Raw genomic sequence first — 24,848 nt, 5'->3', positions numbered from 1 at the left:
ACATCGTCTTCATGGTGTTCGGGCCGTAAGCCCCGACAAAGACAGAGGGCGCCCCTCGCAACCTTGCGTTGCGAGGGGCGCCCTACGCGGCCGAGGAGACTAGCCGCCCAGCACCGTCAACGGCACCTGCACCATGATGGCCGTCCCCGACTCGCTCGCGGTCCAGCCGCGGCCCGCGGGGAGCGGGGTGCGGGCCTGTTCCGTGGAGATGCGGACGCCGATGAGGTCGCCCTCGGCGATGCTCTTGGGGCCGAGGAGGATGCCGCGCCGGGAGCGGCGGGCCATGCCGACCCAGCCCAGGGAGCTCATCGACTCGGGCAACCCGGCCAGCAGCAGGCCCTGCTGGCGGTCGCGCCCGGCGGCGGCGACCTGCCTGAGGACCTTGTCGGCCCGGCCGCTGAGCAGCAGGTCCGCGTCGTCCACGACGACGACCGTGGGCCGGCCCGCGACCGCCTTGAGGGCCTCGGTGACCGCGTCCGCGGAGGGGTCGGGGTCGGTGAGGACCTGGGCGAGGTCGTGGGCCGCGAGCTGCCTGAGCTGGGACTCGCGGGGCGTGATCACGACGAGCGAGGTACCGCCCAGGAGCAGCGACACGCACATGGAGGCGAGGGTGGTACTACGCCCCGTACGCGGGGGGCCCGCGACCATGAACGACCCGCCGCTGGCGGCGAAGTCGAAGCCGAGGGGCTCACCGGTGTCGCCGCCGACGCCGAGGAGCGCCCACAGCGGGCGGCGGTTCGCCTCCGGGATCTGGTCGACGGCGTCCTGGAAGCCGATCAGCGTGGGCAGTTCCGCGATGCGGAACGGGCGCCGGGTCTGTGCGATTGCCGCGTCCCGGGCCGTCGTACGGCGGCCGATCTCGCGCAGCGCGTCGCCCTGGTCGGCGCCGTCCTCGGCCGGCAGGAGCGCGATCTGGGCCTCGATGCCGCTGGGGGCGAGCCAGCCGCGGCCGGGGGGAATGTGCGCGGGAACCTTGTTGCGGCTCATCCCGGCGAGGTTGTAGTCGCTGGGGTCGGCCTGCTTCAGCAGCAGCCGGTTGTCGTTGTGGGCCGCCAGGCGACCGCCGAGCAGGACGCGTTCGGAGGTGGCGATGACGTGGATGCCGGCCGCCGTGCCCTCGCGCAGCAGCCGGACGACCTCGGTGTAGACGCGGCCCCCGTCGTAGTCGTCGAGCATGGCGCTGAGCGCGTCCCAGCCGTCGATGAGGAGCAGGAGCCGGGCCGGGCGGCGGTCCTTGGGGAGCTTGGCCCGCAGTTCGCCGAGTCCGGCGCAGTCGTGCTGCGAGATCAGCCGCTGACGTGCCGTCAGTTCGCTGCTCAGGCGGGCGATGATCCGTTCCAGCCGCTCGGTGTCGTGCCGGGAGACGACGGCCCCGCAGTGCGGCAGCGATTCGAGGGCGGCGAGACCGCCGCCGGACGCGTCGATGCCGTAGATGTGGAGATCGGAGCTGGGGATGGCGAGGGCTGCCGCACCCGCGATCGTCCGCAGTACCTGGGTGCGGCCGGAGCGGGGCGAGCCGATGACGTAGAGGTGGCCGAAGCTGGAGAAGTCGATGACGCCGAGCCGCTGTTCCTGGCGCTGCGGGATGTCCAGCAGCGCGTACGGGACGAGCGGCAGAGCGCCCGGCGGGGTCTTCGGCACCGGCGGCAGGTCCTCGATGCCGACGCTGTCGGCCATCGGGGGCAGCCAGGGGCTGGCCTGCGGCTGGTAGTCGTCCAGCATCTCCGCGGCCCGGCCGATGGCCTCGACGAGGGCGCTCAGGTCGGTGAGCGGCTCCTCCCCGGGGACCACGGCCGCGGCCAGGTCGTCGTCCTCATGGGCGGTGACCTCGGTGGGGCGGCCGAGCCGGGCCCACGTCAGTTCGACGCCGCGTACGGGCCGGGCGGCCGCCGACTTCTCGGCGGGCGCCGCACCGCCGCGTTCCGCGCCGACCCAGGCGCTCTGGAACGGGGTGGGTGCCCCGGAGCCGCGCCGGATCAGGGCCCGGCCGGGGTTGCTGGGCGAGATGCTGACCGCGTCGGGGGCGTTGATGATGTCCTGGCTCTCGGACCGGTCCGTCACCCGCAGCGCGATGCGCAGGTTGGTGTTGGCGCGGATCTCGTTGCTGACCGAGCCGCCGGGCCGCTGGGTGGCCAGCACGAGGTGCAGGCCGAGGGAGCGCCCGCGCTGGGCGAGGCTGATCAGACCCGGTACGAACTCGGGCAGTTCCCGTACGAGCGTGGCGAACTCGTCGATGACGAGCAGCAGTCGCGGCAGCGGCGGCAGCTTCGGGTCGCGGGCCCGCTTGGCCCGGTACTCGGGGTGGTCCTTGGCCTCGACGTCGGCCAGCACCTGCTCGCGGCGGCGCAGTTCGGCGTCGAGGGAGGCCAGGGCCCGCTGGACGAGGTGCCCGTCGAGGTCGGTGATCATGCCGAGGGTGTGCGGGAGCTCGGCACACTCGCGGAACGCGCTGCCACCCTTGTAGTCGACGAGGACGAAGGCCAGTTCGTCGGGCCGGTTGGCGGCGGCCAGCGAGGCGATCATGGTCTGCAGCAGCTCGGACTTGCCGGAGCCGGTGGTACCGCCGATCAGCCCGTGCGGCCCGTCCCTGACCAGGTCGAGGCGGAGCGTCCCCTCGTACCCGGAACCGAGTACGAACGCGGTGGACGCCGGGCGGCGGGTCCACTCCGCGGCCAACGCGGCCGGGTCCGGCGGCTCCTGGCCGATGAGCGGCAGCAGCCGTACCTCGGTGGGCAGCCCGGAGTCGCTGTCGACCGTGACGTCCCGCACCGGTGCCAGCGCCCGCGCGACCTCCTCGCACCAGTCGGGGGTGACGAGGTCGGCCCGGATGCCCTCGACGGCGGGGGCGCCGGAGGTCCGTACGGTCAGCCGGTTGCCCTCGGTGGTGACGACCGCGGTGCACTCCTCCGGCAGCAGCCGCTCCCGCTCGTCCACGCACAGGCTGAAGATCCGCACCGCGGGACCCTGGGTGAGCACCTGCACCACGCCGGGCACGTCCCGCAGCCGGCGGGCGCCGTCGAGCACGACGAGCACATCGGGCTCGCTCAGCAGGGTGTGGCCGAGGGCGGAGGACGCCTGGGCGGTGAAACGGGCCTGGATGTCGGCGATGAGTTCGTTGACGCGGTGGGCGGTGCTCTCCGGGTCGTTGCCGAGCGCGATGACGCTGCCCGGGCGGCCGGGCCTGAGGTGCGGCAGCCAGCGCACCCAGCTCCAGGCGTCGGCGTGCTCGTCGCTGGTCAGGACGACGATCCGCAGGTCGCGCGGGCTGTGCAGGACGGCGGCCTGGGCGACGGCCCAGCAGGCCACCGTGCGCGGGGTGTCGCCCTGTCCGGCGAGGCCGACGACGCCGAGGTCGGCGAGTTCGACGCCGAACGGCGCGTCGGCGAGGCGCCAGTGGACGTGGCGGTGGTTGGTCTCGCGGGCGTGGTCGTCGATGCGCTTGAGGGAGGGGCGGGTGACGGTGCCGACCCGCAGGGTGAGGTGGTCGGGGTCGCGGCGGCGGCGCTGCCAGAGCAGGCTGCCGGGGCCGGTGGCGGTGAGCAGCACGGTGGCCGGGTCGGGGAATGTCGTGTTGCGCAGGTCGCGTTCCTCGACGGTCGCGTCCCGCATCTCCAGCTCCAGGGCCGCCCGGCGCAGCCGGTAGACGCGCAGCGCCTCCTCGTGCGCCCTGCGGCCGGAGCGGCGGCCGATGATCCAGTTGCTGACCGCCATCATCGGCGTGAAGAAGATGAAGATGACGAAGTAGAAGGAGCGGAACAGGCTCATCATGACCAGGCCCATGACCAGCGGGGCCATCATCATCATGAACGGGAAGGGCCGGTTCCTGCGCTCACCGGGCGGACCCTGCATCCGGATCGACTCGGTGTCCAGGTGCGGGGCGATACGCGGCGGCCGGTTGTACTCGATACCGAGCCCGTCGGCCGACGGGTTGACGGCCGCGTCCGGCTCGAACGGCGGCATGAGCCGCAGCAGATGGTCGCCGAGCGAGAGGTCGGCGTACGGGGGCCAGGGCTCGGTGCCGTAGTCCGGGGCCGGCAACTGTCCGGCGGGGGGCAGCGCTTCCGGGGCCGGCAGGCCGTCGGGGCCGGGCGGGGCGGGGCGCGCGGAGTGGCCGCCGGGGCCGCCGTCGTACGGTCCGGCGGGTTCCTCGGCGGTGAGGGGGTGCCGGTCTCGGGGTCGACGGGGGGCGGCGGGGTGAGGCTGCGCAGTCCGTGGCGGGCCGGGTCGGCGTCCTCGGGGAGGCGGAAGGTGACCTGTCCGTCGTCGCCCACGGTGACCCAGACACCCTGCTCCGGGGCGTCGCCGCCGTCCAGCCGGAGGGCGCAGCCGCGGTCGGTGCCCACCTCGTGGCTGCCGGGGCCGAGCTGCCAGGACCGGCCCGCCCTGGGGCCGCCCACGTGCCGGATCTCGACCAGCACGGGGTCGGTGGAGGGGGTTCCCAGGACCGGGTGGCGGTGCTGGAGGGGGCGGGGGCGCCGAGGCCGAGGACGGCGCCGGCGCGGATGCCGCTGGCGGCGACCGACAGGTCAGGGCTGACGGGCCGGTCCCCGAGGTAGAGCCGGGGGCTCTGCAGAGCCTCGCCGAGGTCGGCGACGGTGGCGTCCTCGGGGAGGTCCAGCAGATGGTCCGCCTGACGACCGTCGACGTCGGCGGTGGTGAGGGTGAGTTTCACTGAGCGGTCCGTTTCACGGCCGGTCCACTGACGGCCTCGGCGGCGGGGAGGGGGCGATTCACTGAGCGGCTCGATTCACAGCCGGGCTCGGCCCGGCGCCCGGCGACCGTGCGGGCGCGTATCACGGGACGGCTCGATCCACAGCCGGGCTCGGCGGGGCGGGCGGCGGCGGTGAGGGTACGAATCACCGGACGGCTCGACTCACAACCGGGCTCGGCACGACGCCCGGCAGCGGCGAGGGTACGAATCACCGGACGGCTCGACTCACAACCGGGCTCGGCCCGACGCCCGGCAGCGGCGAGGGTACGAATCACCGGACGGCTCGACTCACAACCGGGCTCGGCACGACGCCCGGCAGCGGCGAGGGTACGAATCACCGGACGGCTCGACTCACAACCGGGCTCGGCCCGACGCCCGGCGGCGGTGAGGGTGCGTATCACGGGGCGGCTCGTTTCACAGCTGGGCTCGGCGCGGGGGTCTCGGGCGGAAGGGGGCGGAAACGGGGGGCGCGTCGGAACCGACAGGCCTCGGCGGGCCCGTACGGAACACCTCCGCCGACTCCTCGCCCTCCTCGAACAGATCCACATCGCCCAGCCCGCCGACGGCCTCGGCGGCCGGGGCGGGCGGCAGGACCGGCGGGATGCCGGACAGCACACGGGCGATGGCCCGGCCCAGCGCGTCGCAGCGGACCAGCAGCGGGGTGCCGGGGACGGCGAGTCGGCCGTACTGGTCGGTCAGCAGGGTCCGGACATAGCCTCGCCCGGGACCCCGGACGAGGACCCGCAGAGCAGGGGTGTCCCCGGGCGGGGCGGCCAGCTCCGGGGGCAGCGGGTCCGGCAGCTCGGCGGCGACCAGGACGGGCGCGATGCCGAGCCGGGGCGGGGTCTCGCGGGCGGCCCGGTAGGCCTCGCGCACGGGCTCGCCCGCGTGGTGGCGGTGCACCCCTTCGGCGACGACGACCAGCGGCCTGGGCAGCCGTACGTCGAGCTGCGCGGCGAGCGCCTGGACCAGGGCCCCGGACGCGCGGTCCTCGCCGGTCACGGAGAGCACGGGCGGGCCGACGGCCAGGTCGAGGAACGCGCAACTCTGCTCGCCGTCGTGTTCCGCGACGCCGACGGCCACGACGATGGGGCGGACATCGGCTGCTTCCGGCGTCACCGAGGGCAGTTCGGCACGGTCCACGGTCCAGGACTCCGGCTCGCCGCGCCCCGCCAGCAGCACCGTCACCGTGTCGACGCCGACCAGCGCGGCGTAGGGACGCGCGGGCGCGACGGCCAACCGGGCCGCGGCCAGGGCACGTTCGGCGTCGCGCCACGTGGCCGGGTTGCCGAGCCGTCGTACGAGCAGCCGCAGCGCGCGCCGGTATCGCAGCCAGGCGCGCAGGGGCTCGGCGAACGCGTAGGCCGTGACCGCCACTTCCCGGCGCAACCGCGCCCAGGCGGCGCGCCATCCGCCCCATCGCATGGCCCACATGCGCAGGAGCAGGAAGAGGAGCAGCGCCGCACCGGCGATGCCCAGCCACCGGTAGATGGTGTCGCTGTTCTCACGGAACCAGACGAAAGGGTCGGTGTTCCTCACTCGGTATTCCTCATGCCAATCTCGCCATTCCTGCTGTTCCTGCTGTTCCTGCTGTTCGTGCCGTACCTGCTGCTCTTACGGTTCCTGCTGCTCCTGCCATGACTCGCGCCGTGCCTCATGTCATGCTCACGCTGCTGGAATCTCGCGCCGCATGGCTTCGAGTGCGTAGTGATTGCGCGACTTCACCGTGCCCTGCGGCACGCCGATCGCGCGGGCGGCCTCGGCCCTGGTGCGATCGTGCAGATGAACATGGAAGAGCACCTCGCGGTGCTCCGGCGACAGGCGTGCCAGGGCCCTCCGCACGACCTGCCGGTCGACCACGGTATCGGCCAAGTCGCCCGCGCCGTCAGGCCGGTGCAACATATCGTCGGGCAGGGCGCCCACCGGCACCGCCCGGTCGCGTCTGTGGGCGTCGACGGCCAGGTTGCGGGCGACTCTCAGGAGCCAGGCGATGCGGTGGTTCTCGTCGTGCGCGTCGAGATCGGTGAGCCAGGCCCGCAACATCGTCTCCTGCACGATGTCCTCGGCGCGGTGCAGATCACCGGAGGTGAGCCGGTTCGCATAGCGCAGCAGGCGCGCCCGATAGCGTTCAGCGGCGGGCGGCGGGACGGGTAAACCAGTGGGGCGAGCATTGGGCATGGTCTGCTCCAGGACGTGATGTCGCTGCAAACAGAAGCTATTCATACTCAGCCGCTTTTTCTTCCCTCAGTTTCCGGGAAAAACCCGACAAAGCCAAACAGAGGTAGCTCAGATCAACCTCAGAATTAATTTTCCGTCAAGTTACCAATAGCGACCAGCAACCCAAAAGCCGCCAACCGCCACAGCAAAAGCCGCACTTGCCGCCTCGCCCGACACCACGCGCGACGCCACGCGTCGCGGTCGAACACTCCCGTCACGACTCCCCGCGGGTATCAACGAGTTCACGGACGTCCCCGTGTACCGGGTGGGCACCTGCCCCTGTTTGCCCGACCTACCCCAGGGCACCCGCTATGCAACCTTCCGGCGCATAAACGAGTCTGACACCACGTCAGCGTCGAACAACCAAGGGGGAAAGATGCGACGAATCGGAGCGGCACTGGCGGCACTTGTCCTGGCGGGCGCCGGACTGGGGGCCGCGGCGACCAGCGCGGGCGCCGCACCGGCGACCGCGGCACAGGCCGCGGCCTGCCCGACGGGCTGGGGCAGCGGCACCAAGAGCGGTGCCGCCACCGGCACCGTGCCGCTGAAGAACATCAGGACGGGCCGGCACGACTGCTATGACCGCATGGTGGTCGACGTGCCCGGCGGCGGGGACGTCGGCTACCACGTCCAGTACGTCGACCGGCTCCACCAGGACGGTACGGGCGACTACATCCCGGTCGGCGGCGGGGCCGTGCTCGAAGTCCGCGTCTCCGCGCCGAGTTACGAACCGGAGACCGGCACACCCACGTACCCGGGACAGGTGGGCCGCCCCCTGCCCGGTGTGGACGTCGGCGGATACAGCACCTTCCGGGACACCCGGTTCGCGGGCAGCCTCGAGGGCGAGACACAGGTCGGTCTCGGTGTCCGCGCCCGGCTGCCGTTCCGGGTGACCCAGTTGCCCGACCGCCTGGTGATCGACGTGGCCCACAGCTGGACGAGCAGCCGCTGACGGCGAGGGAGCGGCGCGGCACGGCGACGGAGCGGCGCGGCACGGCACGGCGAGGGAGCGGCGCGGCACGGTTTCGTCGTCAGGCCTGCCGCGCCGCCGCGTACCGGATGTGACGGCGCGTCCGTTCGTCCGGTGCAGCCGTTATGTGACGGCGCGTCCGTCTACTCCGTGCAGCCGTCCGGCTCGAACTTCGGCGTTATATATCGGCTGCCGGTATATAGTCGCGGCATGACCGACCAACCGCTGCGGGAGCCGACGCTCCTGCTTCTGACCGCGCTCGCGGACGCCCCACGCCATGGCTACGCCCTGATCAAGGAGGTCGAGACGATCTCCCAGGGCCGGGTGCGCCTGCGGGCGGGCACGCTGTACGGCGCACTGGACCGTCTGCTCAAGCAGGGGCTCGTACGGGTCGAGCGCGAGGAGATCGTCGACAGCCGGATGCGTCGCACCTACGCGCTCACCGACGCGGGTTCCGCCCTCCTCGCCGCCGAGGCCGAGCGGCTGCGCGCCACCGCCGACGAGGCGGCACGGCGCCTGGGAGTGGGCCTGACCCGACCGGACGGAGCCACCGCATGAGCATGCCCGCGCCGCACTGGACGACCCGTGCCTACCCGACGGCCTACCGGCGCGAGTACGCCGCGGAGGTCAGCGATCTCCTCTCCCAGGTCACGGCCGACCGGGGCCGGCTGGCCGGTGTCCTCGAACAGGCCGCCGTCCTCGGTCACGCCCTGCGCCTGCGCACCGGCATGGACTCGGCCCGCCCCGGCGGCCGCTTCCTGGCGGGGCTGCTGCCCCTCGCCGTGCCCGTCGCCGCCTCCCTCTGCCTGACGCTGCTGGTCGTCCAGCAACTCCCCTCGCTGCCCTGGGACGGAGAGCGCGCCTACACGCCGCTCGCCTACGTCCCCTGGCTCGCGGTTCTCGGCTGCGCGCTCGCGGGCCGCTGGGCCGCCGCCCGCATCGCCGCCGGGGCCGCGCTCCTCGGTGCGGCGGCCTCCCTGCCGCTGGTCCGCTGGACGGACGGCGCGGAAGGGCTCGCCCAGAACCAGGCGACGCTCGCCGGGCTCGCCCTGGCCGCCCTCCTCGTACTCGCCGCCCCGCCCGACTTGCCGCCCACGTCCGGCGGCGCCCGCCGCACCATGGTGCTGATCGCCTTGGCCCTGGGAGTGCCGCTGCTGGCGGGGTCGGTGACCGTCTTCCAGGTCGCCACCGGGCCGTACGCCACGGCCGACGCGCGGCCCGATCCGCTGCGTCTGCTCTTCTTCTTCACCCCGCTGGTCCTCGCCGTGCCGGCCGCGCTGGCGATCGCCCGCGCCCGCTTCGGGCCCGCCCTCGCGGCCCTGTTGATCGCCGGGTCGGTGCTCGCGTTCGTCCCGGTCGGCCAGCTGGGCGAGGTGCCCTACGGCACCGGGAACCTGTGGGCACGGATGACGGGCGCGACAGGCGTGCTCGCGCTCCTCGTGTACGCCGCCCTCAGGACCCGCGAGCGACGCCACGCCATGGCCACCCGCTGAGCGGCGCCACAGAGCCACTGCCCACGCCGCCGGAGGGGCGGCGTGGGCAGTGGGCGGTCAGTGGGCCAGCAGGTCGTCCAGTTCGGCCGCGTAGAGCAATCCGGGGTCGAATCCCATCCCGTTGAAGTGGCCGGCGAGTTCCAGCGACAGGATGCCGTGCAGCCGGGTCCAGAAGGCCAGGGCCCGGTGGAGGTGCGCGGCCGGGGCGGGGTGGCCATCCGCCCACTGCCGGCCGAGGCCTTCGAGGTCCGTGTCGAGCGCCGTCGTCGCACTCGTCGCCGTACTCGTCTCCGTACTCGTCGCGGGACTCTCCGGGGCCGGCGCGGCGGCGGCGTCGAGCAGCATCGCCATGTTCTCGCCCGCGATCGCGGTGATGTCGTCGGGCGCGTGGTAGCCGGGGACGGGTGTGCCATAGATGAGGAAGTACCGCTGGGGGTCTTCCAGGGCCCAGCCGCGCAGGGCGCGCGCCAGCTCGGCCAGTCCGGCACCGGGGGCGGAGGCGGACACCGCGCGGAAGGTGTCGGCGAGGCTTCGGTACGCGTCCCTGATGAGCTCGGTGATCAACTCGTCCCGGCCGGCGAAGTACCGGTAGAGCGCGGGCCCGCTCATGCCCATCTGCTTGGCGATCGCGTTGAGGGAGAGCGCGGACGCCCCCGCCGTGGCGATCTGCTCCCACGCACGTTCCTTGATCTCCGCACGCACCTGGGCGCGATAGCGCTCCCGCGGGGTCTTCGCGCCCGCGCCCGTGTCCCTGTCCGTGCCCGCCATGACCTTCCGCCTTTCCACGCCTCACGCGACAACTACACCTCAAAGGATTAGTTAGAGGCTATCACGAAGCGTATTGACACTCACTGCGCCGCTGCGTTACAACTTCTAACGAACGCGAAAGCAAGTAACCCAGCGCGGAGCGCAGTGGAGGTTGGTCGTCATGAACGCCGAAGGACCCGTCAACGCCGAAGGACTCGTCGAGGTCGTCCTGCCGGGCAAGGTGGAGCCGGAAGGACTGCAGTTCCGGCACGGAACGGTCCCCACCCCCGGCCCCGGCCAGGTGGTGATCCGGATGGAGGCGACCGGGATCTCCTTCGCCGAGCAGCAGATGCGCCGCGGCCGCTACTACGACCAGCCGCCGTTCCCCTTCGTGCCCGGCTACGACCTGGTCGGCACGGCGCTGGCGGCCGGCGAGGGCGTCGAGCCGGGTCTCCTCGGCAGCCGGGTGGCCGCGCTGGTCAAGGTCGGCGGCTGGGCCAGCCATGTGCTCGTCGACGCGGCGGACGTGGTGCCCGTGCCCGACGGGATCGGCGCGGCGGAGGCGGAGACCCTGGTGGTCAACGGCGTCACCGCCTGGCAGATGTTGCACCGCAAGGCGCGCGTCCGCGCGGGGCAGACCGTCGTGGTGCTCGGCGCCAACGGCGGTGTCGGCTCGGTCCTGGTCCAACTGGCGCGGGCCGCCGGAGCGAAGGTGATCGGCACGGCGTCCGCGCGCCACCACGACACCCTGCGGGAACAGGGCGTCATCCCCGTCGACTACCGCACCGAGAACGTCGCCGCGCGCATCCGCGAACTCGCCCCCCATGGAGTGGACGCCGTCTTCGACCACGTCGGCGGCACGGGCATCACCGACTCCTGGTCCCTCCTCGCTCCCGGCGGCACGCTCGTCTCCTACGGCAGCGCCTCCACCCGCGACGACCAGGGCTCCAAGCAGTGGCCCGTGTTCAAGCTGCTCGGCCGGGTGTGGCTGTGGAACACGCTGCCCAACGGCCGCCGGGCCTACTTCTTCAACCTCTGGGCCGGGCGCGCCCTGGCCAAGGACCGGTTCCGGGCCCGGCTGCGCGCCGACCTCACCGAGGTCTTCGCCGCCTTCCAGCGCGGTGACGTCACCGCGCAGATCGCCGCCCAGCTGCCGCTCACCCGCGTCGCGGACGCCCTGCGGCTGGCCGAGTCCGGCACGGTCGCCGGAAAGGTCGTGCTGAATCCCTAGGCCCTGTCGGACCTGGCGCGGCCCGCCATCCGACCGCCATCCGTACCGGCCACATCACCCGCAATCACACGAAACGACCCGAGGGGAACACCCATGTCCAGCATGCGCACCGCCGCGCTCACGGTCTCGCTCGCCGTCACCGGCGTCCTCGCCGCCACTGTCCCGGCCGCCCAGGCGACCCCCGCCCCCGCCGCCGCCCACGCTCAGGCCGGGACCACCCAGCACAGCGGTCCGTCCACATGCCGAGGGGAAGGTGTCGATCCCGACGCCCGCATCCGCTACCAGTCCGACATCGTGATCAAAGCTCCGTTGAGCACCGTCTGGAAGCTGCAGACCGACGTGGAGAACTGGCCGTCCTGGCAGCCGCCCGTGCTCACCATGGAGCGGCTCGACCACGGCCCGTTCCGGAAGAGTTCGCGGTTCCGGTGGACGACCCCGGCGCCCGCCACGCCCACGACCCCCGCCACCACCCTGGAGATCACCTCCACCGTGCGGCAGCTCCAGCGAGGTCACTGCATCCTGTGGAGCGGACCCGCGCTCGGCGAAGGGCTGCGCATCGACGAGGGGGTTCATCTGTGGACCTTCGAGAAGGTCAAGGGCGGCGTCCGCGTCCACACCGAGGAAACCTGGACGGGCGCCCAGGTCGAAGCGGACGTCCCCACCGCGACGGCGGCACTCGGAGCGGGCCTCGAAGCCTGGCTGCGTGACCTGAAGGTCACCGCCGAGGCCCGCACCTGAGGCGGCCCGTAGGACACCCCCCGCGCACCAGCGGTGGCGTAAACGGGCTGGTGAGCGGGGGTGCGGGGCGCTGTGCCGCGCGGATGTGCCGGAAGGCTGGGATGCTGAGAGGGAGAGCGCGCCCATGGTCCGACCTTGAGTGGACGGTGGTGATGAGCGCTGTGGCCGAGTCCGACGAGAGGGCTCCGGGACCGACCGTTCCGGCTGATCCGGCTGTACCCGCTGTTTCGGCTGTACCGGCTGCTTCGGCTGTACCGGTTGTTCCGCCTGCACCCGCTGTTCCGGCTGTTCCGACCGCCCCGTACGCCGATCCGTACCCCGACCCGTACGCCGATCCGCTGGGTGATCCGTTTCTGCGTACCCGGTTCGTGCTGCCGACGCGGCCCGGCACGTTCCTGCGGCGGCAGCGGCTCGTCCGGCATCTCGACCAGGCTCTCCGGACGCCCCTGACGCTGGTCAACGGAGCGGCAGGCGCGGGAAAGACCCTGCTGGTCGCCGACTGGGCCGCCGGCCGGGAGGAGCCGGTCGCCTGGCTCACCGTCGAGGCGGGGGACCGCCGTCCCGGGGTGTTCTGGGCGTACGTACTCCAGGCCCTGCGCTCCCGAGGTGTGCCGGCGTCCGGCGCGGTCGGGTTCCCGGCGGACCCGAGCCGGGTGGACGGCAGGCTGCTGGCGGCGCTCGCGGCCGAGCTGAGCGGTCGTGACGAGCCCGTGGTCGTGGTGCTCGACGAGTACGACCGCGTGACCGCCCCCGAGATCGCGGAGCAACTGGAGTTCGTCCTGCACCACGCCGGGCAGGGCATGCGTCTGGTCCTCGTCACCCGTACCGAACCCCTGCTGCCGCTGCACCGCTACCGGGCGGCCGGCCGGCTGACGGAGATCCGCGCCGCGGAGCTGGCCTTCACCCCCGAGGAGGCCGTCGCCCTGCTGGAGCTGCACGGTCTGAGCCTTCCGGTCCCCGCCGCCCGCGCCCTGGTGGACCGCACCCGGGGCTGGGCCGCCGGCCTGCGGCTGTGCGCCCTGGCCGCGCGGGAGAGCGCCGACCCGGAGGTCTATCTGAAGGAGTTCGAGGCGGACCGGAGCGCGGTCGCGGACTTCCTGCTGGCCGAGGTGCTCATGCGGCAGCCGGAGGAGACGCAGGACCTCCTGCTGCGCGTCAGCGTCCTGGAGCGCTTCTGCCCCGATCTGGCGAACGCGCTGACCCGGCGGACCGACGCCGAGCGCCTGCTCGTCGGACTGCACCGCGCGAACGCGTTCGTCGAGGATCTCGGGCACTCGTGGTACCGGCTCCATCCGCTGTTCGGGGAGATACTCCGGGCCCATCTGCGCGTACGCCTGCCGGGGCTGGAGCCGGAGCTCCACCGTCGGGCCGCGCGGTGGCTGCGTTCCTCGGGGTTCCTGCCGGAGACCCTCGCCCACGGTGCCGCCGCGGGCGACTGGGGCTTCACCGCCGGCGCCCTCGTCGACGACCTGGCGATCGGACAGCTCTTCACCGGTCTGCGCTCCGAGGACCTGGACCAGTTGTTCTCCCGGATGGGGCCCGAGGCCACGAGCCCCGCGGCGCACCTCGTACGGGCCGCCCGCGACCTGTCCAGATGCGACCTCGACCACGGCCTCGCCCATCTGCACCACGCCGAGGAGGGCCTGAACGCCGACGTGCCCGACGCGTCCGAGGTGGCGGCCGCCCTGCTGAGCTGTGCGCTGCTGGAGGCGCTGGCCGCACGGCTGACCGGTTCTCCCGTACGGGCCGAGAGGGCCGCCAGGGCCGCGGGCGAACTGCGGGAGGAGGTGCCCGCGCACCTCCTCGACAAGCATCCCGAACTCACCGCGCTCCTGCTGACCCATCTGGGCTCCACCCGCCTGTGGGCCGGGCGCTTCGAGGACGCCCGCGCCGCCCTGTCCGCGGTGGCCGGCGCTCCCGGTGACGCCTCCACCGTGCTCCCCCGGGAGGAGGCGATGGGGCACCTGGCGCTGATCGACTACCTGAACGGCTGGCTCGGCAGGGCGGAGCGCAAGGCCCTGGCGGCGGTGTCCGAGGCGGAACGGTTCAGCCTGCCCCCGCCGTGCGGCTCCGGCCTCGTACGGCTGGTCCTGGCGGCCGTTGCCGTCGACCGCGACGAACTCGGCCGGGCCCAGGCCCTCCTCGACGAGACGGACCGGCTCCACCGCGCCACGCAGGACCCGGTGACCGCGGCGGGACGGGCCATCGTCACGGCCCGGCTCCTGCTGGTCCGGGGCCACGCGGGCGCCGCGGTCGAGGCGGCGGACCCGGCCGTCTCCGCCGCGGTGGCCTCACCCTGGGCGGCGAGCCACGAGGCGCTGGTCGCCTCCGCCGCCCACCTGGCCGAAGGACGGCCCGAGGAGGCGGCCGAGGCGCTCCGCGGTGTGTCCGTCGACCAGCCGGCGTGTGCCGTGGAGGCCGCGCGGATACAACTCGCCGCGGGCCGTCCCGGAGCGGCGATCGACCTGCTGGACGGCGTCCGCACCGGGGGCCGGACCGGTCCGGCGGTGACCGTCCGGGCGGCGCTGGTGCGAGCTCGGGCCGCCGAGGAGGCGGGGGACACCGCCACCGCCCGAAGGCTCGTCGAGCACGCGCTCCTCGACGCGCGGCGCGAGCGGCTGCGGCGCCCGTTCCTCGACGCCCTGCCGTGGATCAGGCCGCTCCTGGCCACGGCACCGCTCCACGAGCTGGCCGCGGGCTGGCTCACCTCCGGTCCCGCCCGCCACGACGATCCGCCCCGGCCCGAGGCGGGGCCCTCACCGCTCGTCGCGGCGGAGCTGAGCGGCCGGGAACGCGACGTGCTGGAGCGGCTGGCCCGCATGATGTCGACGGAGGAGATCGCCGCCGACCTCTACGTGTCGGTGAACACGGTGAAGACCCACCTCAAGAGCGTCTACCGGAAACTGGCGGTGAACCGCCGGGGCGACGCGGTACGCCGGGCGCGGGACCTCGGGTTGCTGTGAGCGGAGGACAGTGAACGCGACGGCGAACGCGACGGCGAACGCCCGTCGGGGCACGCACGTCGGGCAGCGCACGTCCGCACGCAGCACGCGGCGGGCGCACCCCGGTGGCCCGGCCGCCCCGTGGCCGTTCCCTCCCCCGCGGCGGGTGAGGCGCGGGACGGAGGCCTCGGCTGCGATGGGTGGTGGCGGCCGGGCCGACTCGGCGAGGTGGACACCGTGAAGCACTGGCGGGCTCTGATCGTCCTGGGTACGGCCCAGTTCCTGATGGTCCTGGACACCTCCGTCATGAACGTCTCCATCACGCGGCTGGTCCACGACTTCGACACGGAGGTCACCGCCATCCAGGCCGTCATCACGCTGTACGCGCTGGTCATGGCCGCGTTCATGCTCATCGGCGGCAGGTTCGGGGACATCCTGGGACGCCGCCGCGTGTTCCTCCTCGGGCTGGTCGTCTACGGCGCCGGATCGGCCCTGACCGCGGCGGCACCCACCGTCTGGGTCCTCGCGCTGGGCTGGTCCGTCATCGAGGGGCTCGGCGCCGCCCTGGTGCTGCCGGCCATGGCCGCGCTCGTCGCGGAGTCGTACCGCGGGCGGGACCGGGCCGTCGCCTACGGCGTCATCGGCGGGCTCGCCGGAGCGGGGATCGCGGTCGGCCCGCTGCTGGGCGGCTGGGTGACGACGTACCTCACCTGGCGGCTGGTGTTCGCGGGCGAGGTCGTGGTCGTCGTGGCCGTCCTGCTCTGCCGCCGGGTGATCCCGAAGACTCCCCCGACCGGCCGGCGCCCCCGGCTGGACGGCGTCGGTGCCGCGCTCTCGGCGGCCGGACTGGGGCTCGGTGTACTCGGTGTGCTGCAGAGCAGCACCTGGGGATGGCTGCAGCCGCGCACCCCTCCCTTCACCGTCTTCGGCTTCGCCCCGACGCTGTTCGCCGTCGGCGCCGGGGTGGCCGTCCTGGCCGTCTTCGGCCACTGGGAGCGGCGGCGCGAACGCCGGGGTGCCGACCCCCTCGTGGACCTGTCCCTACTGGGGCGGCCCGCGCTGCGTTCCGGTCTGCTGACGCTGCTGGGCCAGAACCTCATCCTGCTGGGGCTGTTCTTCGCCATCCCGCTGTACCTGCAGGTGGTGCAGGGCTTCGACGCCTTCGAGACGGGGCTGCGCCTGCTCCCCGTGTCCGTCACCATGCTCGTGACCTCGATGTCCGCGTCCTCACTCGGGCGCGTGGTGGGGCCGCGCCGGGTGGTCCGGCTGGCCCTGCTGATCCTCGCGGCGGCCATCGCGTGGCTGCTGACCGCCATCGACCCGGTCATCAACGACGCGCAGTTCGCCGGCGCCATGGCCGTGCTGGGCGTGGGCGTCGGCCTGCTCGCCTCGCAACTCGGCAACGTCGTCCAGTCCAGCGCCGCCGAGAAGGAACGCAGCGAGGTCGGCGGGCTCCAGTTCACGGCACAGAACCTGGGCTCGGCGCTGGGCACCGCGCTCATCGGGTCGGTCCTCATCGGTGCGCTGGCCCATGCCTTCACCGCACAGGTGGAAGGCAACCCGCGGCTGTCCGAGGAGACCCGCCACACGGTCGGGGTCGCTCTTGAGTCCGGTATCTCCTTCGTCACCACCGACCAGGTGCGCTCGGCGGCCGAGCGTGCCGGGCTGCCGCCGTCCGAGGTCGAGGCCGTCACGGACTCGTACGCCTCGGCGCAGCTCTCCGGCCTCAAGGCGGCGATCCTCGCCACCGGTGGTGTCGCCCTCGCCAGTTTCCTGGTCACACCGCACCTGCCGAGCGGCCGGGCCGGTCGGCCGCGGCGGCCGGACGCCGATGCCCCGGCCGGAGCGAACGGATCCACGGGATGAGCCCGGCGCGCTCACCTGCACGCCGGGCCGCGGGCCGCGCCGCGCGCCGTGCGCACGCCGACTACACGGGCGGTGTCTACGGTTCCCTGCTCGCGGCCTCCGTGGTGGTCGGCGCCGGCACACTGGGCGACTTCCCGCGCGTGGAGCTGGTGCTGCTTTTGCTGGTCACCGGCGTGGTGTTCTGGATCGCGCACGTCCACGCCCAGCTGTTCGGGGCACGTCTGGCGCGGCGGTCCCTGGACCGCCGGACCGTGCTGCACGTGTGCCGTGACGAGTGGCCGATCGTCAAGGCCGCCGTCCCGCCGGCCGCCGCGGTGGCCGTCAGCCCGCTCCTGGGCCTGGACGTGCGGGGTGCCCTCTGGCTGGCGGTCTCCGTCGCGGTGGCCGGGCAGGTGGGCTGGTCCGTGGCCGCGGCACGCCATGCCGGTGCGTCCTGGCGTCTCGTGGCCGCCACCGCCTCGGTCAACCTGCTGCTCGGCCTGCTGGTCGTCTCCTTCAAGATCGTTCTGAAGCATTGAGCCGGTCACCTGTACCGGGTGATGCCCGACGATGTGCCGCGGTGGAGCATCGCAGGAAAGGGCGCCGTGCGCCTGTCTCCGGGTCGCCCGCGGGAGCAGCTCATGCGCTACGAGATCCGCGTCGACGGACATCTGTCGGAAACCCTGACCGAGGCTTTCCCTGAGCTCGGTCACGTGGTGATGGCCGGGCAGACGGTCCTGTTCGGCCCGGTCGTCGACGAGGCGCAGCTGTACGGGCTGCTGGCGCGCTGCCAGTCCCTGGGGCTGCGCGTCGTGGAGATGCGGCAGCTGCCGGAGGGTGACTCTGAGTAGGGCACGGTAGGGCTCTCAGAAGGGCAGGGGCTCTCATCAGCAGCGGCTCTCATCAGGAGGGCAGGGGCTCTTCAGATGCTCTCTCAGAGGTGCTCCGCCTTGAGCCGGCCGGACCGGACCGCGGCCCCCAGCGTCTCGAAGTCCCGCTCGTTCTGGTCGGCGTAGGACTGGGCGAACTCGGTGAGTGCGCGGTCGAAGCGGTCGCTGCCGCCCAGGTAGGAGGCGATGGCGACGGGGTCGCCGGAGCGGGCGTGGGCGCGCGCCAGGGACGCCCCGCACAGCCGGCCGAAGAGGGTGAGCAGGCCCGGACTCATGGTCTCCGGCCGTGCGATGCCCTTCCAGTCCCGCAGCTGGCGCACGTAGTAGTCGTGGCCCTGCCCGTCGATGCCCGAGATGTGCGTCCAGCCCAGGAAGATGTCGCTGGTCGTCTGGATCAGCCGCTGCCCGGTCACCACCCGGCGGCCCTGGTTGTCCCAGCGGTCGGCGCCCGTGGGAGCGGACAGCACCGACTCCTGGGCCTCCTTGGCCTGGAGCAGCAGCGGATCGTCGTCGTCCCTGCCGAGCATGAGGATGATCCAGCAGCGCGTACCGACACTGCCGACGCCCACCACCTTGCGGGCCATGTCCACGAGCCGGAAGTGACGCAGCAGGTGGCGGCGTTCGGACGGCAGGGTCCGCACATAGCCCTCCAGGACGGTCTGCAACTCCTTCTCCTGCCAGTCCTCGGACGGGTCCAGCAGGTCCGCGAGCGGAACGACCAGCGGCGGGTCCGGTGCGATGCGCCGTCCCTCGGCCGTGACGCGGGTCAGCTTCGCGAAGGCCTGGAGGTGGGTGCGCGTGCGGGCCTGCGCCGAGGCCCTGGCGGCACGGCGCCTGGCCTCCGCGTTCGCCGACGAGGCCAGCAGTTCCCGCACGTGGGCGGCGTCGTCCTGGGCGTACCAGATGTCCAGGGTGCGCATGCCGGCGAAGCCTCGCATACGCTCCCGGTACGCCTGCACGCACGCCCGTACGGCGCTGTTCTGGTCCTTGACCGGGAAACCGTTCGCCCGGCCGGCGATCACAAAGCTGGCCGCCAGTCGTTTGACGTCCCATTCGAACGGTCCGGACAGGGTCTCGTCGAAGTCGTTGATGTCGAAGACCAGATGGCGCTCCGGCGAGGCGAGCAGCCGGAAGTTCAGCAGGTGGGCGTCGCCGCAGAGCTGCACCAGCAACCCGGTGTTCGGGACCGGACCCAGGTCCGTCGCCATGATCGAGGCCGCGCCACGGTAGAAGCGGAACGGCGACTCCAGCATGCGGCCGTAGCGGACCGGCACCAGCTCCGGTACGCGGGTGGCCGACTGACGTTCCAGCACCTCGACGGGGTCGGGTCGCTGCTGGTCCGGCTCGAACCAGCCGTGGGCCGAACGCGAGGCGCGCGTGCGCGCCTGCCGGCCGTACGCCGCCCGCTCCGACGGCGACAGGGTGGACGTGAAATCGCTCGGTACGGTCATGGCCCGGCCTCCTGGTCCGGTGTCGAGATGTCGGTCGTGTCGGTGGTGTCCGTCGTGTCGGTGGTGTCGGCCGTGTCGGTCGCGGCATCCGGCTCCGCCGACGGCTCACCCGCCCTGCGGCGCAGTCCCACCTGGACCGCGCCCGCCAGCACCCGAGCGGCGACACCCACGAGCAGCAGCCCGCCCGCCATCTGCAGCATCACCATCACGCGCCCCGTCTGGGAGCGCGGGGTGATGTCCCCCAGGCCGACGGTGGAGAAGACGGTCAGCGTGAAGTAGAGGGCGTCCGTCCTGGTCAGCGGTTCACTGAAGGAGCGCGGGGCGGAGCCGTCCAGCAGGTAGTAGGCGCTCGCGAAGACGACCAGGAACAGCGCCAGCGTGGCCACCAGGGCCTCGACCGCCCTCAGCCGCGGGTAGGGCGAGCGCACGATGGTCCGCACCTCCCACGAGAACAGCAGCAGAACCGCCAGCAGGCCGCACACGAACACCGCCGTCGCGCCGGCCGTGCCGCGCACGCTCAGCGGCAGCAGGTAGTAGGCGGTGACGAACACGGCGGTGACGAACACGACGCGGGCGACGCACGCGGCCCCCGCCCGCCGACGGGAGCGGAGCGACCACCGGTCCCACCATTGCGCGGCGGGCCCGGACCGGGTGGGGTCCGTCCGGGCGGTCGGGGGATCGCTCATCTCAAGTGCCATCTGCCAGCTCGAGTGCCATCGCTTCAAGTGCCATCGCTCATCCCATGTGCCTAACGACCCACCTCACCTCCACGGCGGCGCGGACGGATCACCCGCCATGGGTGACCCGGCGGGCCCACGGCGCGCGGGACGGTGGAACTGTCAGGTCCCCGCACACCGCCCCGCCGGCGGTCCGGAAGCGACCTGCGCGATCACGCGAGGAGGAGCCATGACCGCGTCGCGTGGTCCGGCACCGCCCACCGGACCGGAACACACACACGGCGGGGCGGCCGCGGGTCCCATGGGCGACCCCGCGGACGTGCTGGCCGGACTCGGCCGGTCCTGGACCTGGATCCTGGGCTCGGCCGTCGCGATGCTGGTGCCCGGCATCCTGGTGCTGGTCTGGCCGGAGGCGACCCTGCACGTCCTGGCGGTCGTCATCGGCCTGTACCTGCTGGTGATCGGGGTGTTCCGGTTCGTGGCCGCCTTCGCCCGGGAAGGTGCCGGCGAACGGCTCCCGGCGCTGCTCCTGGCCCTGCTGTTCGTCCTGGCGGGGGTGCTGTGCCTGCGGAACCCGTTGCAGACCATCGCCGCGCTGTCCGTGATCGTCGGGGTCGTCTGGCTGGTGTCCGGCGTCCTCACCCTCTACACGGCCATCGCGACCAAGGACCTGCCGCACCGCGGCATCGTCCTGGGCGTGGCGATCCTCAGCATCGTCGCGGGCATCGTGGTGCTCGCCCTGCCCCTTGAATCGGCCCGCGCCCTGACCCGGCTGCTCGGTGTGTGGCTCGTTCTGCTCGGCATCGCCGAGGCGGCCGTGGCCTTCGCGTGGCGGCACGCGCTCCACAAGGGGGAGCACGCCACGGCCCCCCACGACCCCCGACCGACGGTCTGACACCGCGGCCGGGCGGCATACACGACCGCGGCATACACGACGAGGGGAGCGCCCATGGCCCCGTCCGCGTCCCCGGCTTCGCCGGACTCCGGCGGAGCCGGCTCCGACCGCCACGCCCTGACCGCCGCGGAGCACGCGGAGTACGAGCGGCTGCGCCGTGCCGCGAAAGTGCGCCACCGGCGGACACGCCAGGTCGGCGCCACGATCCTCCTGCTGCTCGCCCTGCTGCTCTCCCCGCTCGCCGTCGTATCGTCCTGGCTCCAGGAAACGGTCACCAACACCGACAGATACGTGGAGACCGTCGCGCCGCTGGCGTCCGAACCTGATGTGCAGAACGTCGTGATCAACCGGCTCACCAACCGCGTCATGGACAACATCGACGTCAAGGCGGTGACGAACGCACTCAGCCGCAGCCTCAAGAACGCCGGGGCGCCGCCCCGCGTCGTGGCGGCGGCCGATGCCCTCTCAGGCCCACTGCACGACACGGTCAAGGGCGCCATCGACCGCGTCGTGACCCGCGTGATCACCAGCGACACGTTCAAGAAGGCGTGGGTGGGCGCCAACCGGCGGGCGCACGCCGCCGTGGTGAACGTGCTCACCGGCGAGAACAAGGGCGTCATACAGGCCCAGGGCAACACCATCCAGCTGAACGTGGGACAGGTCGTGGACAAGGTGAAGCAGCGCCTCGTCGACGCGGGCTTCGAGAAGGCCTCCGCCATCCCGGCTCCCGACCGGACGATCACGCTGTTCCACGTCAAGGAGCTGAGCAAGGCGCAGGACGCGTTCCGCGCCCTGGACGTCGTCGGCGTCTGGCTGCCCGTCGCGACCGTCGTGCTCGCCGCGCTCGCCGTGTGGACCGCGCCGGGCCACCGGGCGATGCTGGTGGTCACGGCCACGGGTGTCGCCGTGATGATGGTGGTGCTGCTCGTCGCGCTGGCCGTCGCCAGACAGTTCTACCTGGACTCGGTCCCGTCCGCGGAGCTGCCCCCCGACGCGGCCGCGACGATCTACGACACGTTTGTCCGCTTCCTGCGCGACACCACGCGCACCCTCCTGGTCGTCTCCGTGATCACGGCGCTGTCCGCGTACATGTTCGGCCCCGGACGGGCCGCCTCCGCCGTCCGCCGCACCGCGGACCGGGGCACGACCGCCACCGGCCGGGCGCTGACCCGCACCGGAGCACGGACCGGCCCGGTGGGGCGCTGGCTGGGAGACCACCGGAAGTGGACCACGGGTGTCGTCATCGCGGCGGGAGTCCTCGCGCTGCTGCTCTGGAACGAGCCCACGGTCGGCGCGCTGGCGCTCGTCATCGGCATCGTCCTGGCCGTGCTGATCCTCCTGGCGATCCTCGCGGCAGCCACGGGCCCGGCCGCCGCGGGCCCGGCCGCCGGGCAGGAGGACCAGGCGGCCACCCCATGAATCCCCGAATCCCCGGCGCGGTGCGTCATGGTTCCGGAGCCCCGGAAGGGCGCCGCACGATCACCCGCATCGGGTGAGGCCGCCCGGTCCTTGCCGCGGTCACGCTGAAGTCGGCACAAACGGCTGCCGGGTGAGCGCCCGAGCACCCGGGGACGGAGAACGAACATGAGCGCGCAGACCTATCTGGCGTATGACTTTCCACTGCTTGGCGCCTTCTGGGCCATCCTCTGGTTCTTCCTGTGGATCCTCTGGTTCGTCCTGCTCTTCCGCATCGTCCTCGACATCTTCCGTGACGACGGACTCGGCGGCTGGGCGAAGGCCGGCTGGCTGGTGTTCGTCGTCGTACTGCCCTTCCTGGGCGTCTTCGTCTACGTGATCGCCCGGGGCAGGAACATGGGCCGCCGGGAGATGGCGCAGGCGCGTGCGCAGCAGGAGGCCTTCGACAGCTACATCAGGGAGACCGCGGGCTCCAAGGGCGCGCCCAGCAGCGTCGACGAACTCACCAGGCTGTCCGAGATCCGCGCCCGCGGTGACATCACGGACGAGGAGTTCCGCAGGGCGAAGGAACTGGTCCTGGCAGGCCACGGCCCGGCGGAGCGCCCCGGTGCCGGCGGCTCCACCTCAACCTCCCCGTCAACCTCCGGTCACTGATCGCCGAGCGTGCCGGACGACACGAAACGAGGAACCGAGATGACAGCGACACACACCCGGCAAGCGCACACGACGAAGCAGACCTGGGCCAGCGGCGGGACGATCTTCGCAGCCGTGATGCTCATGATCGGCGGCGTGCTCTCCATCTTCCAGGGCATCATGGGAATCGCCCACAACACCATCTTCGTCACGACGAACAACTACGCCTTCAGGTTCGACCTGACCGGCTGGGGATGGCTCCACCTCTCCCTGGGCATAGTCGCCGTGCTCGTCAGCTTCGGACTGCTCGCGAACGCGACGTGGGCACGCATCACCGGCGTGATCATCGCCTCGTTCATCTTCATCACCGACTTCCTGGCCCTGCCGTACTACCCGGTCTGGTCGCTCGTGATGATGGCGCTCACCGGCTGGGTCATCTGGGCCCTGTGCGTGAGCGGGCGCCGCGAGGAAGCCGCACGGTACGAGGCCGAACGGCACGAGCGCGCACCGCACCACGTGTGAGGCCGTCCCGGTGGAACAGGTGGCACGACACGGCGGGGACGCGAGCGGACCAGGTGCGGGAGGGCTCGCGGCAGCACACGGGACCGGCGTCGGCCGGGCTCGCCTCGCCGTGCTCACCCTGACGGGCAGCGTGCTGGTGCCGCTCGTCGTCGCCGGGCTGCGGAGCGTGCTGTGGGCGCTGGCCGGCATCGCCGGACTGGCGCTCGCCGCCGTCGGGGTGTGGTGGACCCTGGCGCACACCGGTGTGGTCCGGGCCCTCGGACTGACCCTGTCGGTGGCGGCGCCGCTCGCCGTCCTCGCCCTGTACGCCGCGTACGGCATGCTGTGGCCGGCCTGCGTGGCCCTGGCCCTGTGGGTGCTGGCCGTCGCCGCGGCGCGTACGGCCCTGGCACCCGCGCACACCACCGCGGAACGGGCCGTGGACGAGGCGCCCCGTCACCCCTGGGTCCTGATGAACCCACGCTCCGGCGGCGGCAAGGTGGAGCGCTTCCACCTGGCGGAGAAGGCCCGGGCGGCGGGCGCCCGGGTGGTCCTGCTGGAGGGCCCACGGCACCAGGACGTCGCCGGACTGGCCCGGCAGGCCGTCGCCGAGGGAGCCGACCTCCTCGCGGTGGCGGGCGGTGACGGCACCCAGGCGCTGGTGGCCGAGGTCGCGGCACGTCACGACCTGCCCTTCGCCGTGATCCCCGTCGGCACCCGCAACCACTTCGCCCTCGATCTCGGCCTCGACCGCGACGATCCGGCGGCGGCCCTGGAGGCCCTGACCGGTGGCGTCGAACTCCGCGTCGACCTCGGGTACGCCGGGGACCGCGTCTTCGTCAACAACGCCTCGTTCGGCACGTACGCGTCCGTCGTCGCCGACCCCGCGTACCGCGACGCCAAGCGCCACACGGTCCTGGGGACCCTCCCCGGCCTCCTCACCGGCGAGGACGCGCCCACGCTGCGGATGCGGGCCGGGCCGACGCGGGCCGAGGGGCTCCAGGCGCTGCTCGTCAGCAACAACCCCTACGGGCGTGCCGTCGACGCGGCCCGTCCGGGGCGCCGGGCCCGGCTGGACTCGGGGCTGCTCGGCGTGGTGTGCGTACGGGTCGCCGACACCGCCCAGGCGGCCGGCATGGTGCGCGGCCCGCGCGCCGCGGGACTCGTCCGGGCCAGCGCCCCGGACGTCGTCGTGGAGGCGGACACGGCCACCCTCCCGGTCGGCATCGACGGCGAGCACGCCGTACTGCCCGCACCCGTACGGTGCCACAGCGCACCCGGCGCCCTCCGGGTCCGCGTCCCGCGCCACCGCCGCCGCACACCACGGGCGGGCGCAGAGCCCGCCGACTGGCCGCGCGTGGCACGACTGGCACTGGGGCGTCCGCGCTGAGCACGGTGCTGCGAAGAAAAAGAATGCGAAGAAGAAAGTGGCCCGGCGCCTCAAGCCATCTCAAGCCACCTCAAGGCATCTCAAGGCATCTCAAGGTTCCT

General features: G+C 72.8%; 21 protein-coding genes. 15 read left to right on the top strand and 6 right to left on the bottom strand.

Annotation, left to right across the window (positions count from 1 at the left end; genetic code table 11):
• Positions 1-99 precede the first annotated feature (99 nt).
• Complete coding sequence (locus E0500_RS09930) at positions 100-4,038, bottom strand: FtsK/SpoIIIE domain-containing protein (RefSeq protein ID WP_258572713.1); 3,939 nt, start codon at positions 4,036-4,038, stop codon at positions 100-102.
• Between the two features lie 173 nt (positions 4,039-4,211).
• Between E0500_RS09930 and E0500_RS43665 the strand changes: the two genes are divergently transcribed.
• Positions 4,212-4,556 carry a hypothetical protein gene (locus E0500_RS43665; RefSeq protein WP_258572711.1) on the top strand — a complete coding sequence of 115 codons (345 nt, stop codon included), beginning with the start codon at positions 4,212-4,214 and terminating at the stop codon, positions 4,554-4,556.
• Positions 4,557-5,125: 569 nt separating this feature from the next.
• On the opposite strand, the gene E0500_RS09925 is transcribed toward E0500_RS43665, so the two are convergent.
• Together E0500_RS09925 and E0500_RS09920 are read right to left on the bottom strand one after the other, a co-directional pair.
• The gene (locus tag E0500_RS09925) at positions 5,126-6,250 is read right to left on the bottom strand and encodes a hypothetical protein (protein WP_181586931.1); all 1,125 of its coding nucleotides are present in this window, start codon (positions 6,248-6,250) and stop codon (positions 5,126-5,128) included.
• A gap of 126 nt (positions 6,251-6,376) precedes the next feature.
• Positions 6,377-6,889 carry a sigma-70 family RNA polymerase sigma factor gene (locus E0500_RS09920; RefSeq protein ID WP_131564114.1) on the bottom strand — a complete coding sequence of 171 codons (513 nt, stop codon included), beginning with the start codon at positions 6,887-6,889 and terminating at the stop codon, positions 6,377-6,379.
• 415 nt (positions 6,890-7,304) lie between these two features.
• Here E0500_RS09920 and E0500_RS09915 point away from each other — a divergent pair, with 415 nt between their 5' ends.
• From E0500_RS09915 to E0500_RS09905, 3 genes are all read left to right on the top strand, one after another.
• Positions 7,305-7,880, top strand: a complete 576-nt coding sequence (locus E0500_RS09915; protein ID WP_131564115.1) for a hypothetical protein — start codon at positions 7,305-7,307, stop codon at positions 7,878-7,880.
• Positions 7,881-8,108: 228 nt separating this feature from the next.
• Positions 8,109-8,456, top strand: coding sequence for a PadR family transcriptional regulator (locus E0500_RS09910; protein ID WP_131564116.1), 348 nt, complete (start codon positions 8,109-8,111; stop codon positions 8,454-8,456).
• Positions 8,453-9,391, top strand: coding sequence for a hypothetical protein (locus tag E0500_RS09905; protein ID WP_131564117.1), 939 nt, complete (start codon positions 8,453-8,455; stop codon positions 9,389-9,391). Before E0500_RS09910 ends, E0500_RS09905 begins: the two co-directional genes overlap by 4 nt.
• Before the next feature lie 57 nt (positions 9,392-9,448).
• On the opposite strand, the gene E0500_RS09900 is transcribed toward E0500_RS09905, so the two are convergent.
• Complete coding sequence (locus E0500_RS09900; protein ID WP_131564118.1) at positions 9,449-10,159, bottom strand: TetR/AcrR family transcriptional regulator; 711 nt, start codon at positions 10,157-10,159, stop codon at positions 9,449-9,451.
• A 160-nt stretch (positions 10,160-10,319) separates the two neighbouring features.
• On the opposite strand from E0500_RS09900, the gene E0500_RS09895 reads away from it, so the two are divergent.
• The 6 genes from E0500_RS09895 to E0500_RS09870 all read left to right on the top strand — a co-directional run bounded on the left by E0500_RS09895 (position 10,320) and on the right by E0500_RS09870 (position 17,745).
• Positions 10,320-11,369, top strand: coding sequence for a medium chain dehydrogenase/reductase family protein (locus E0500_RS09895; RefSeq protein WP_131564119.1), 1,050 nt, complete (start codon positions 10,320-10,322; stop codon positions 11,367-11,369).
• A gap of 93 nt (positions 11,370-11,462) precedes the next feature.
• Positions 11,463-12,107 carry an SRPBCC family protein gene (locus tag E0500_RS09890; RefSeq protein WP_131564120.1) on the top strand — a complete coding sequence of 215 codons (645 nt, stop codon included), beginning with the start codon at positions 11,463-11,465 and terminating at the stop codon, positions 12,105-12,107.
• Positions 12,108-12,259: 152 nt separating this feature from the next.
• On the top strand, positions 12,260-15,070 hold the full coding sequence (locus E0500_RS09885; RefSeq protein WP_131564121.1) for a LuxR C-terminal-related transcriptional regulator: 2,811 nt from the start codon (positions 12,260-12,262) through the stop codon (positions 15,068-15,070).
• A 216-nt stretch (positions 15,071-15,286) separates the two neighbouring features.
• Positions 15,287-16,915, top strand: coding sequence for an MFS transporter (locus E0500_RS09880; protein ID WP_131564122.1), 1,629 nt, complete (start codon positions 15,287-15,289; stop codon positions 16,913-16,915).
• Positions 16,912-17,433 (top strand): hypothetical protein, encoded by a 522-nt coding sequence (locus E0500_RS09875; protein WP_131564123.1) that lies wholly within the window; start codon positions 16,912-16,914, stop codon positions 17,431-17,433. The genes E0500_RS09880 and E0500_RS09875 overlap by 4 nt, the downstream gene beginning before the upstream one ends.
• A gap of 102 nt (positions 17,434-17,535) precedes the next feature.
• On the top strand, positions 17,536-17,745 hold the full coding sequence (locus tag E0500_RS09870; RefSeq protein WP_131564124.1) for a hypothetical protein: 210 nt from the start codon (positions 17,536-17,538) through the stop codon (positions 17,743-17,745).
• Positions 17,746-17,828: 83 nt separating this feature from the next.
• Here the strand turns inward: E0500_RS09870 and E0500_RS09865 are convergent, their stop codons facing one another.
• Both E0500_RS09865 and E0500_RS09860 read right to left on the bottom strand, forming a co-directional pair.
• The gene (locus tag E0500_RS09865; RefSeq protein ID WP_131564125.1) at positions 17,829-19,235 is read right to left on the bottom strand and encodes a DUF2252 domain-containing protein; all 1,407 of its coding nucleotides are present in this window, start codon (positions 19,233-19,235) and stop codon (positions 17,829-17,831) included.
• Positions 19,232-19,921 carry a potassium channel family protein gene (locus E0500_RS09860; protein WP_131564126.1) on the bottom strand — a complete coding sequence of 230 codons (690 nt, stop codon included), beginning with the start codon at positions 19,919-19,921 and terminating at the stop codon, positions 19,232-19,234. Before E0500_RS09860 ends, E0500_RS09865 begins: the two co-directional genes overlap by 4 nt.
• Before the next feature lie 220 nt (positions 19,922-20,141).
• Between E0500_RS09860 and E0500_RS09855 the strand changes: the two genes are divergently transcribed.
• The 5 genes from E0500_RS09855 (at position 20,142) to E0500_RS09835 (ending at position 24,747) form a co-directional block, all read left to right on the top strand.
• Complete coding sequence (locus E0500_RS09855) at positions 20,142-20,807, top strand: HdeD family acid-resistance protein (protein WP_131564127.1); 666 nt, start codon at positions 20,142-20,144, stop codon at positions 20,805-20,807.
• A gap of 54 nt (positions 20,808-20,861) precedes the next feature.
• Positions 20,862-22,226 (top strand): hypothetical protein, encoded by a 1,365-nt coding sequence (locus E0500_RS09850; RefSeq protein ID WP_131564128.1) that lies wholly within the window; start codon positions 20,862-20,864, stop codon positions 22,224-22,226.
• 165 nt (positions 22,227-22,391) lie between these two features.
• Positions 22,392-22,877, top strand: coding sequence for an SHOCT domain-containing protein (locus E0500_RS09845; protein WP_131564129.1), 486 nt, complete (start codon positions 22,392-22,394; stop codon positions 22,875-22,877).
• A gap of 39 nt (positions 22,878-22,916) precedes the next feature.
• Positions 22,917-23,378 (top strand): hypothetical protein, encoded by a 462-nt coding sequence (locus E0500_RS09840; protein WP_131564130.1) that lies wholly within the window; start codon positions 22,917-22,919, stop codon positions 23,376-23,378.
• Between the two features lie 109 nt (positions 23,379-23,487).
• Entirely contained in the window at positions 23,488-24,747 is a 1,260-nt protein-coding gene (locus E0500_RS09835; protein WP_309505216.1) for a diacylglycerol kinase family protein, read from the top strand.
• Positions 24,748-24,848 lie beyond the last annotated feature (101 nt).

Origin of the sequence: Streptomyces sp. KM273126 (genome assembly GCF_004337435.2) — a bacterium.
Classification (GTDB): Bacteria; Actinomycetota; Actinomycetes; order Streptomycetales; family Streptomycetaceae; genus Streptomyces; species Streptomyces acidicola.
Note: the sequence above shows the minus strand (reverse complement) of the source record. Positions and strands in the feature narration are given on the sequence as shown.

Coding starts and splice junctions, on each gene's coding strand:
- E0500_RS09920 (WP_131564114.1), bottom strand. CDS start 6,889: ATGCCCAATGCTCGCCCCACTGGTTTACCCGTCCCGCCGCCCGCCGCT.
- E0500_RS09915 (WP_131564115.1), top strand. CDS start 7,305: ATGCGACGAATCGGAGCGGCACTGGCGGCACTTGTCCTGGCGGGCGCC.
- E0500_RS09910 (WP_131564116.1), top strand. CDS start 8,109: ATGACCGACCAACCGCTGCGGGAGCCGACGCTCCTGCTTCTGACCGCG.
- E0500_RS09905 (WP_131564117.1), top strand. CDS start 8,453: ATGAGCATGCCCGCGCCGCACTGGACGACCCGTGCCTACCCGACGGCC.
- E0500_RS09900 (WP_131564118.1), bottom strand. CDS start 10,159: ATGGCGGGCACGGACAGGGACACGGGCGCGGGCGCGAAGACCCCGCGG.
- E0500_RS09895 (WP_131564119.1), top strand. CDS start 10,320: ATGAACGCCGAAGGACCCGTCAACGCCGAAGGACTCGTCGAGGTCGTC.
- E0500_RS09890 (WP_131564120.1), top strand. CDS start 11,463: ATGTCCAGCATGCGCACCGCCGCGCTCACGGTCTCGCTCGCCGTCACC.
- E0500_RS09885 (WP_131564121.1), top strand. CDS start 12,260: ATGAGCGCTGTGGCCGAGTCCGACGAGAGGGCTCCGGGACCGACCGTT.
- E0500_RS09875 (WP_131564123.1), top strand. CDS start 16,912: ATGAGCCCGGCGCGCTCACCTGCACGCCGGGCCGCGGGCCGCGCCGCG.
- E0500_RS09870 (WP_131564124.1), top strand. CDS start 17,536: ATGCGCTACGAGATCCGCGTCGACGGACATCTGTCGGAAACCCTGACC.
- E0500_RS09865 (WP_131564125.1), bottom strand. CDS start 19,235: ATGACCGTACCGAGCGATTTCACGTCCACCCTGTCGCCGTCGGAGCGG.
- E0500_RS09860 (WP_131564126.1), bottom strand. CDS start 19,921: ATGAGCGATCCCCCGACCGCCCGGACGGACCCCACCCGGTCCGGGCCC.
- E0500_RS09855 (WP_131564127.1), top strand. CDS start 20,142: ATGACCGCGTCGCGTGGTCCGGCACCGCCCACCGGACCGGAACACACA.
- E0500_RS09850 (WP_131564128.1), top strand. CDS start 20,862: ATGGCCCCGTCCGCGTCCCCGGCTTCGCCGGACTCCGGCGGAGCCGGC.
- E0500_RS09845 (WP_131564129.1), top strand. CDS start 22,392: ATGAGCGCGCAGACCTATCTGGCGTATGACTTTCCACTGCTTGGCGCC.
- E0500_RS09840 (WP_131564130.1), top strand. CDS start 22,917: ATGACAGCGACACACACCCGGCAAGCGCACACGACGAAGCAGACCTGG.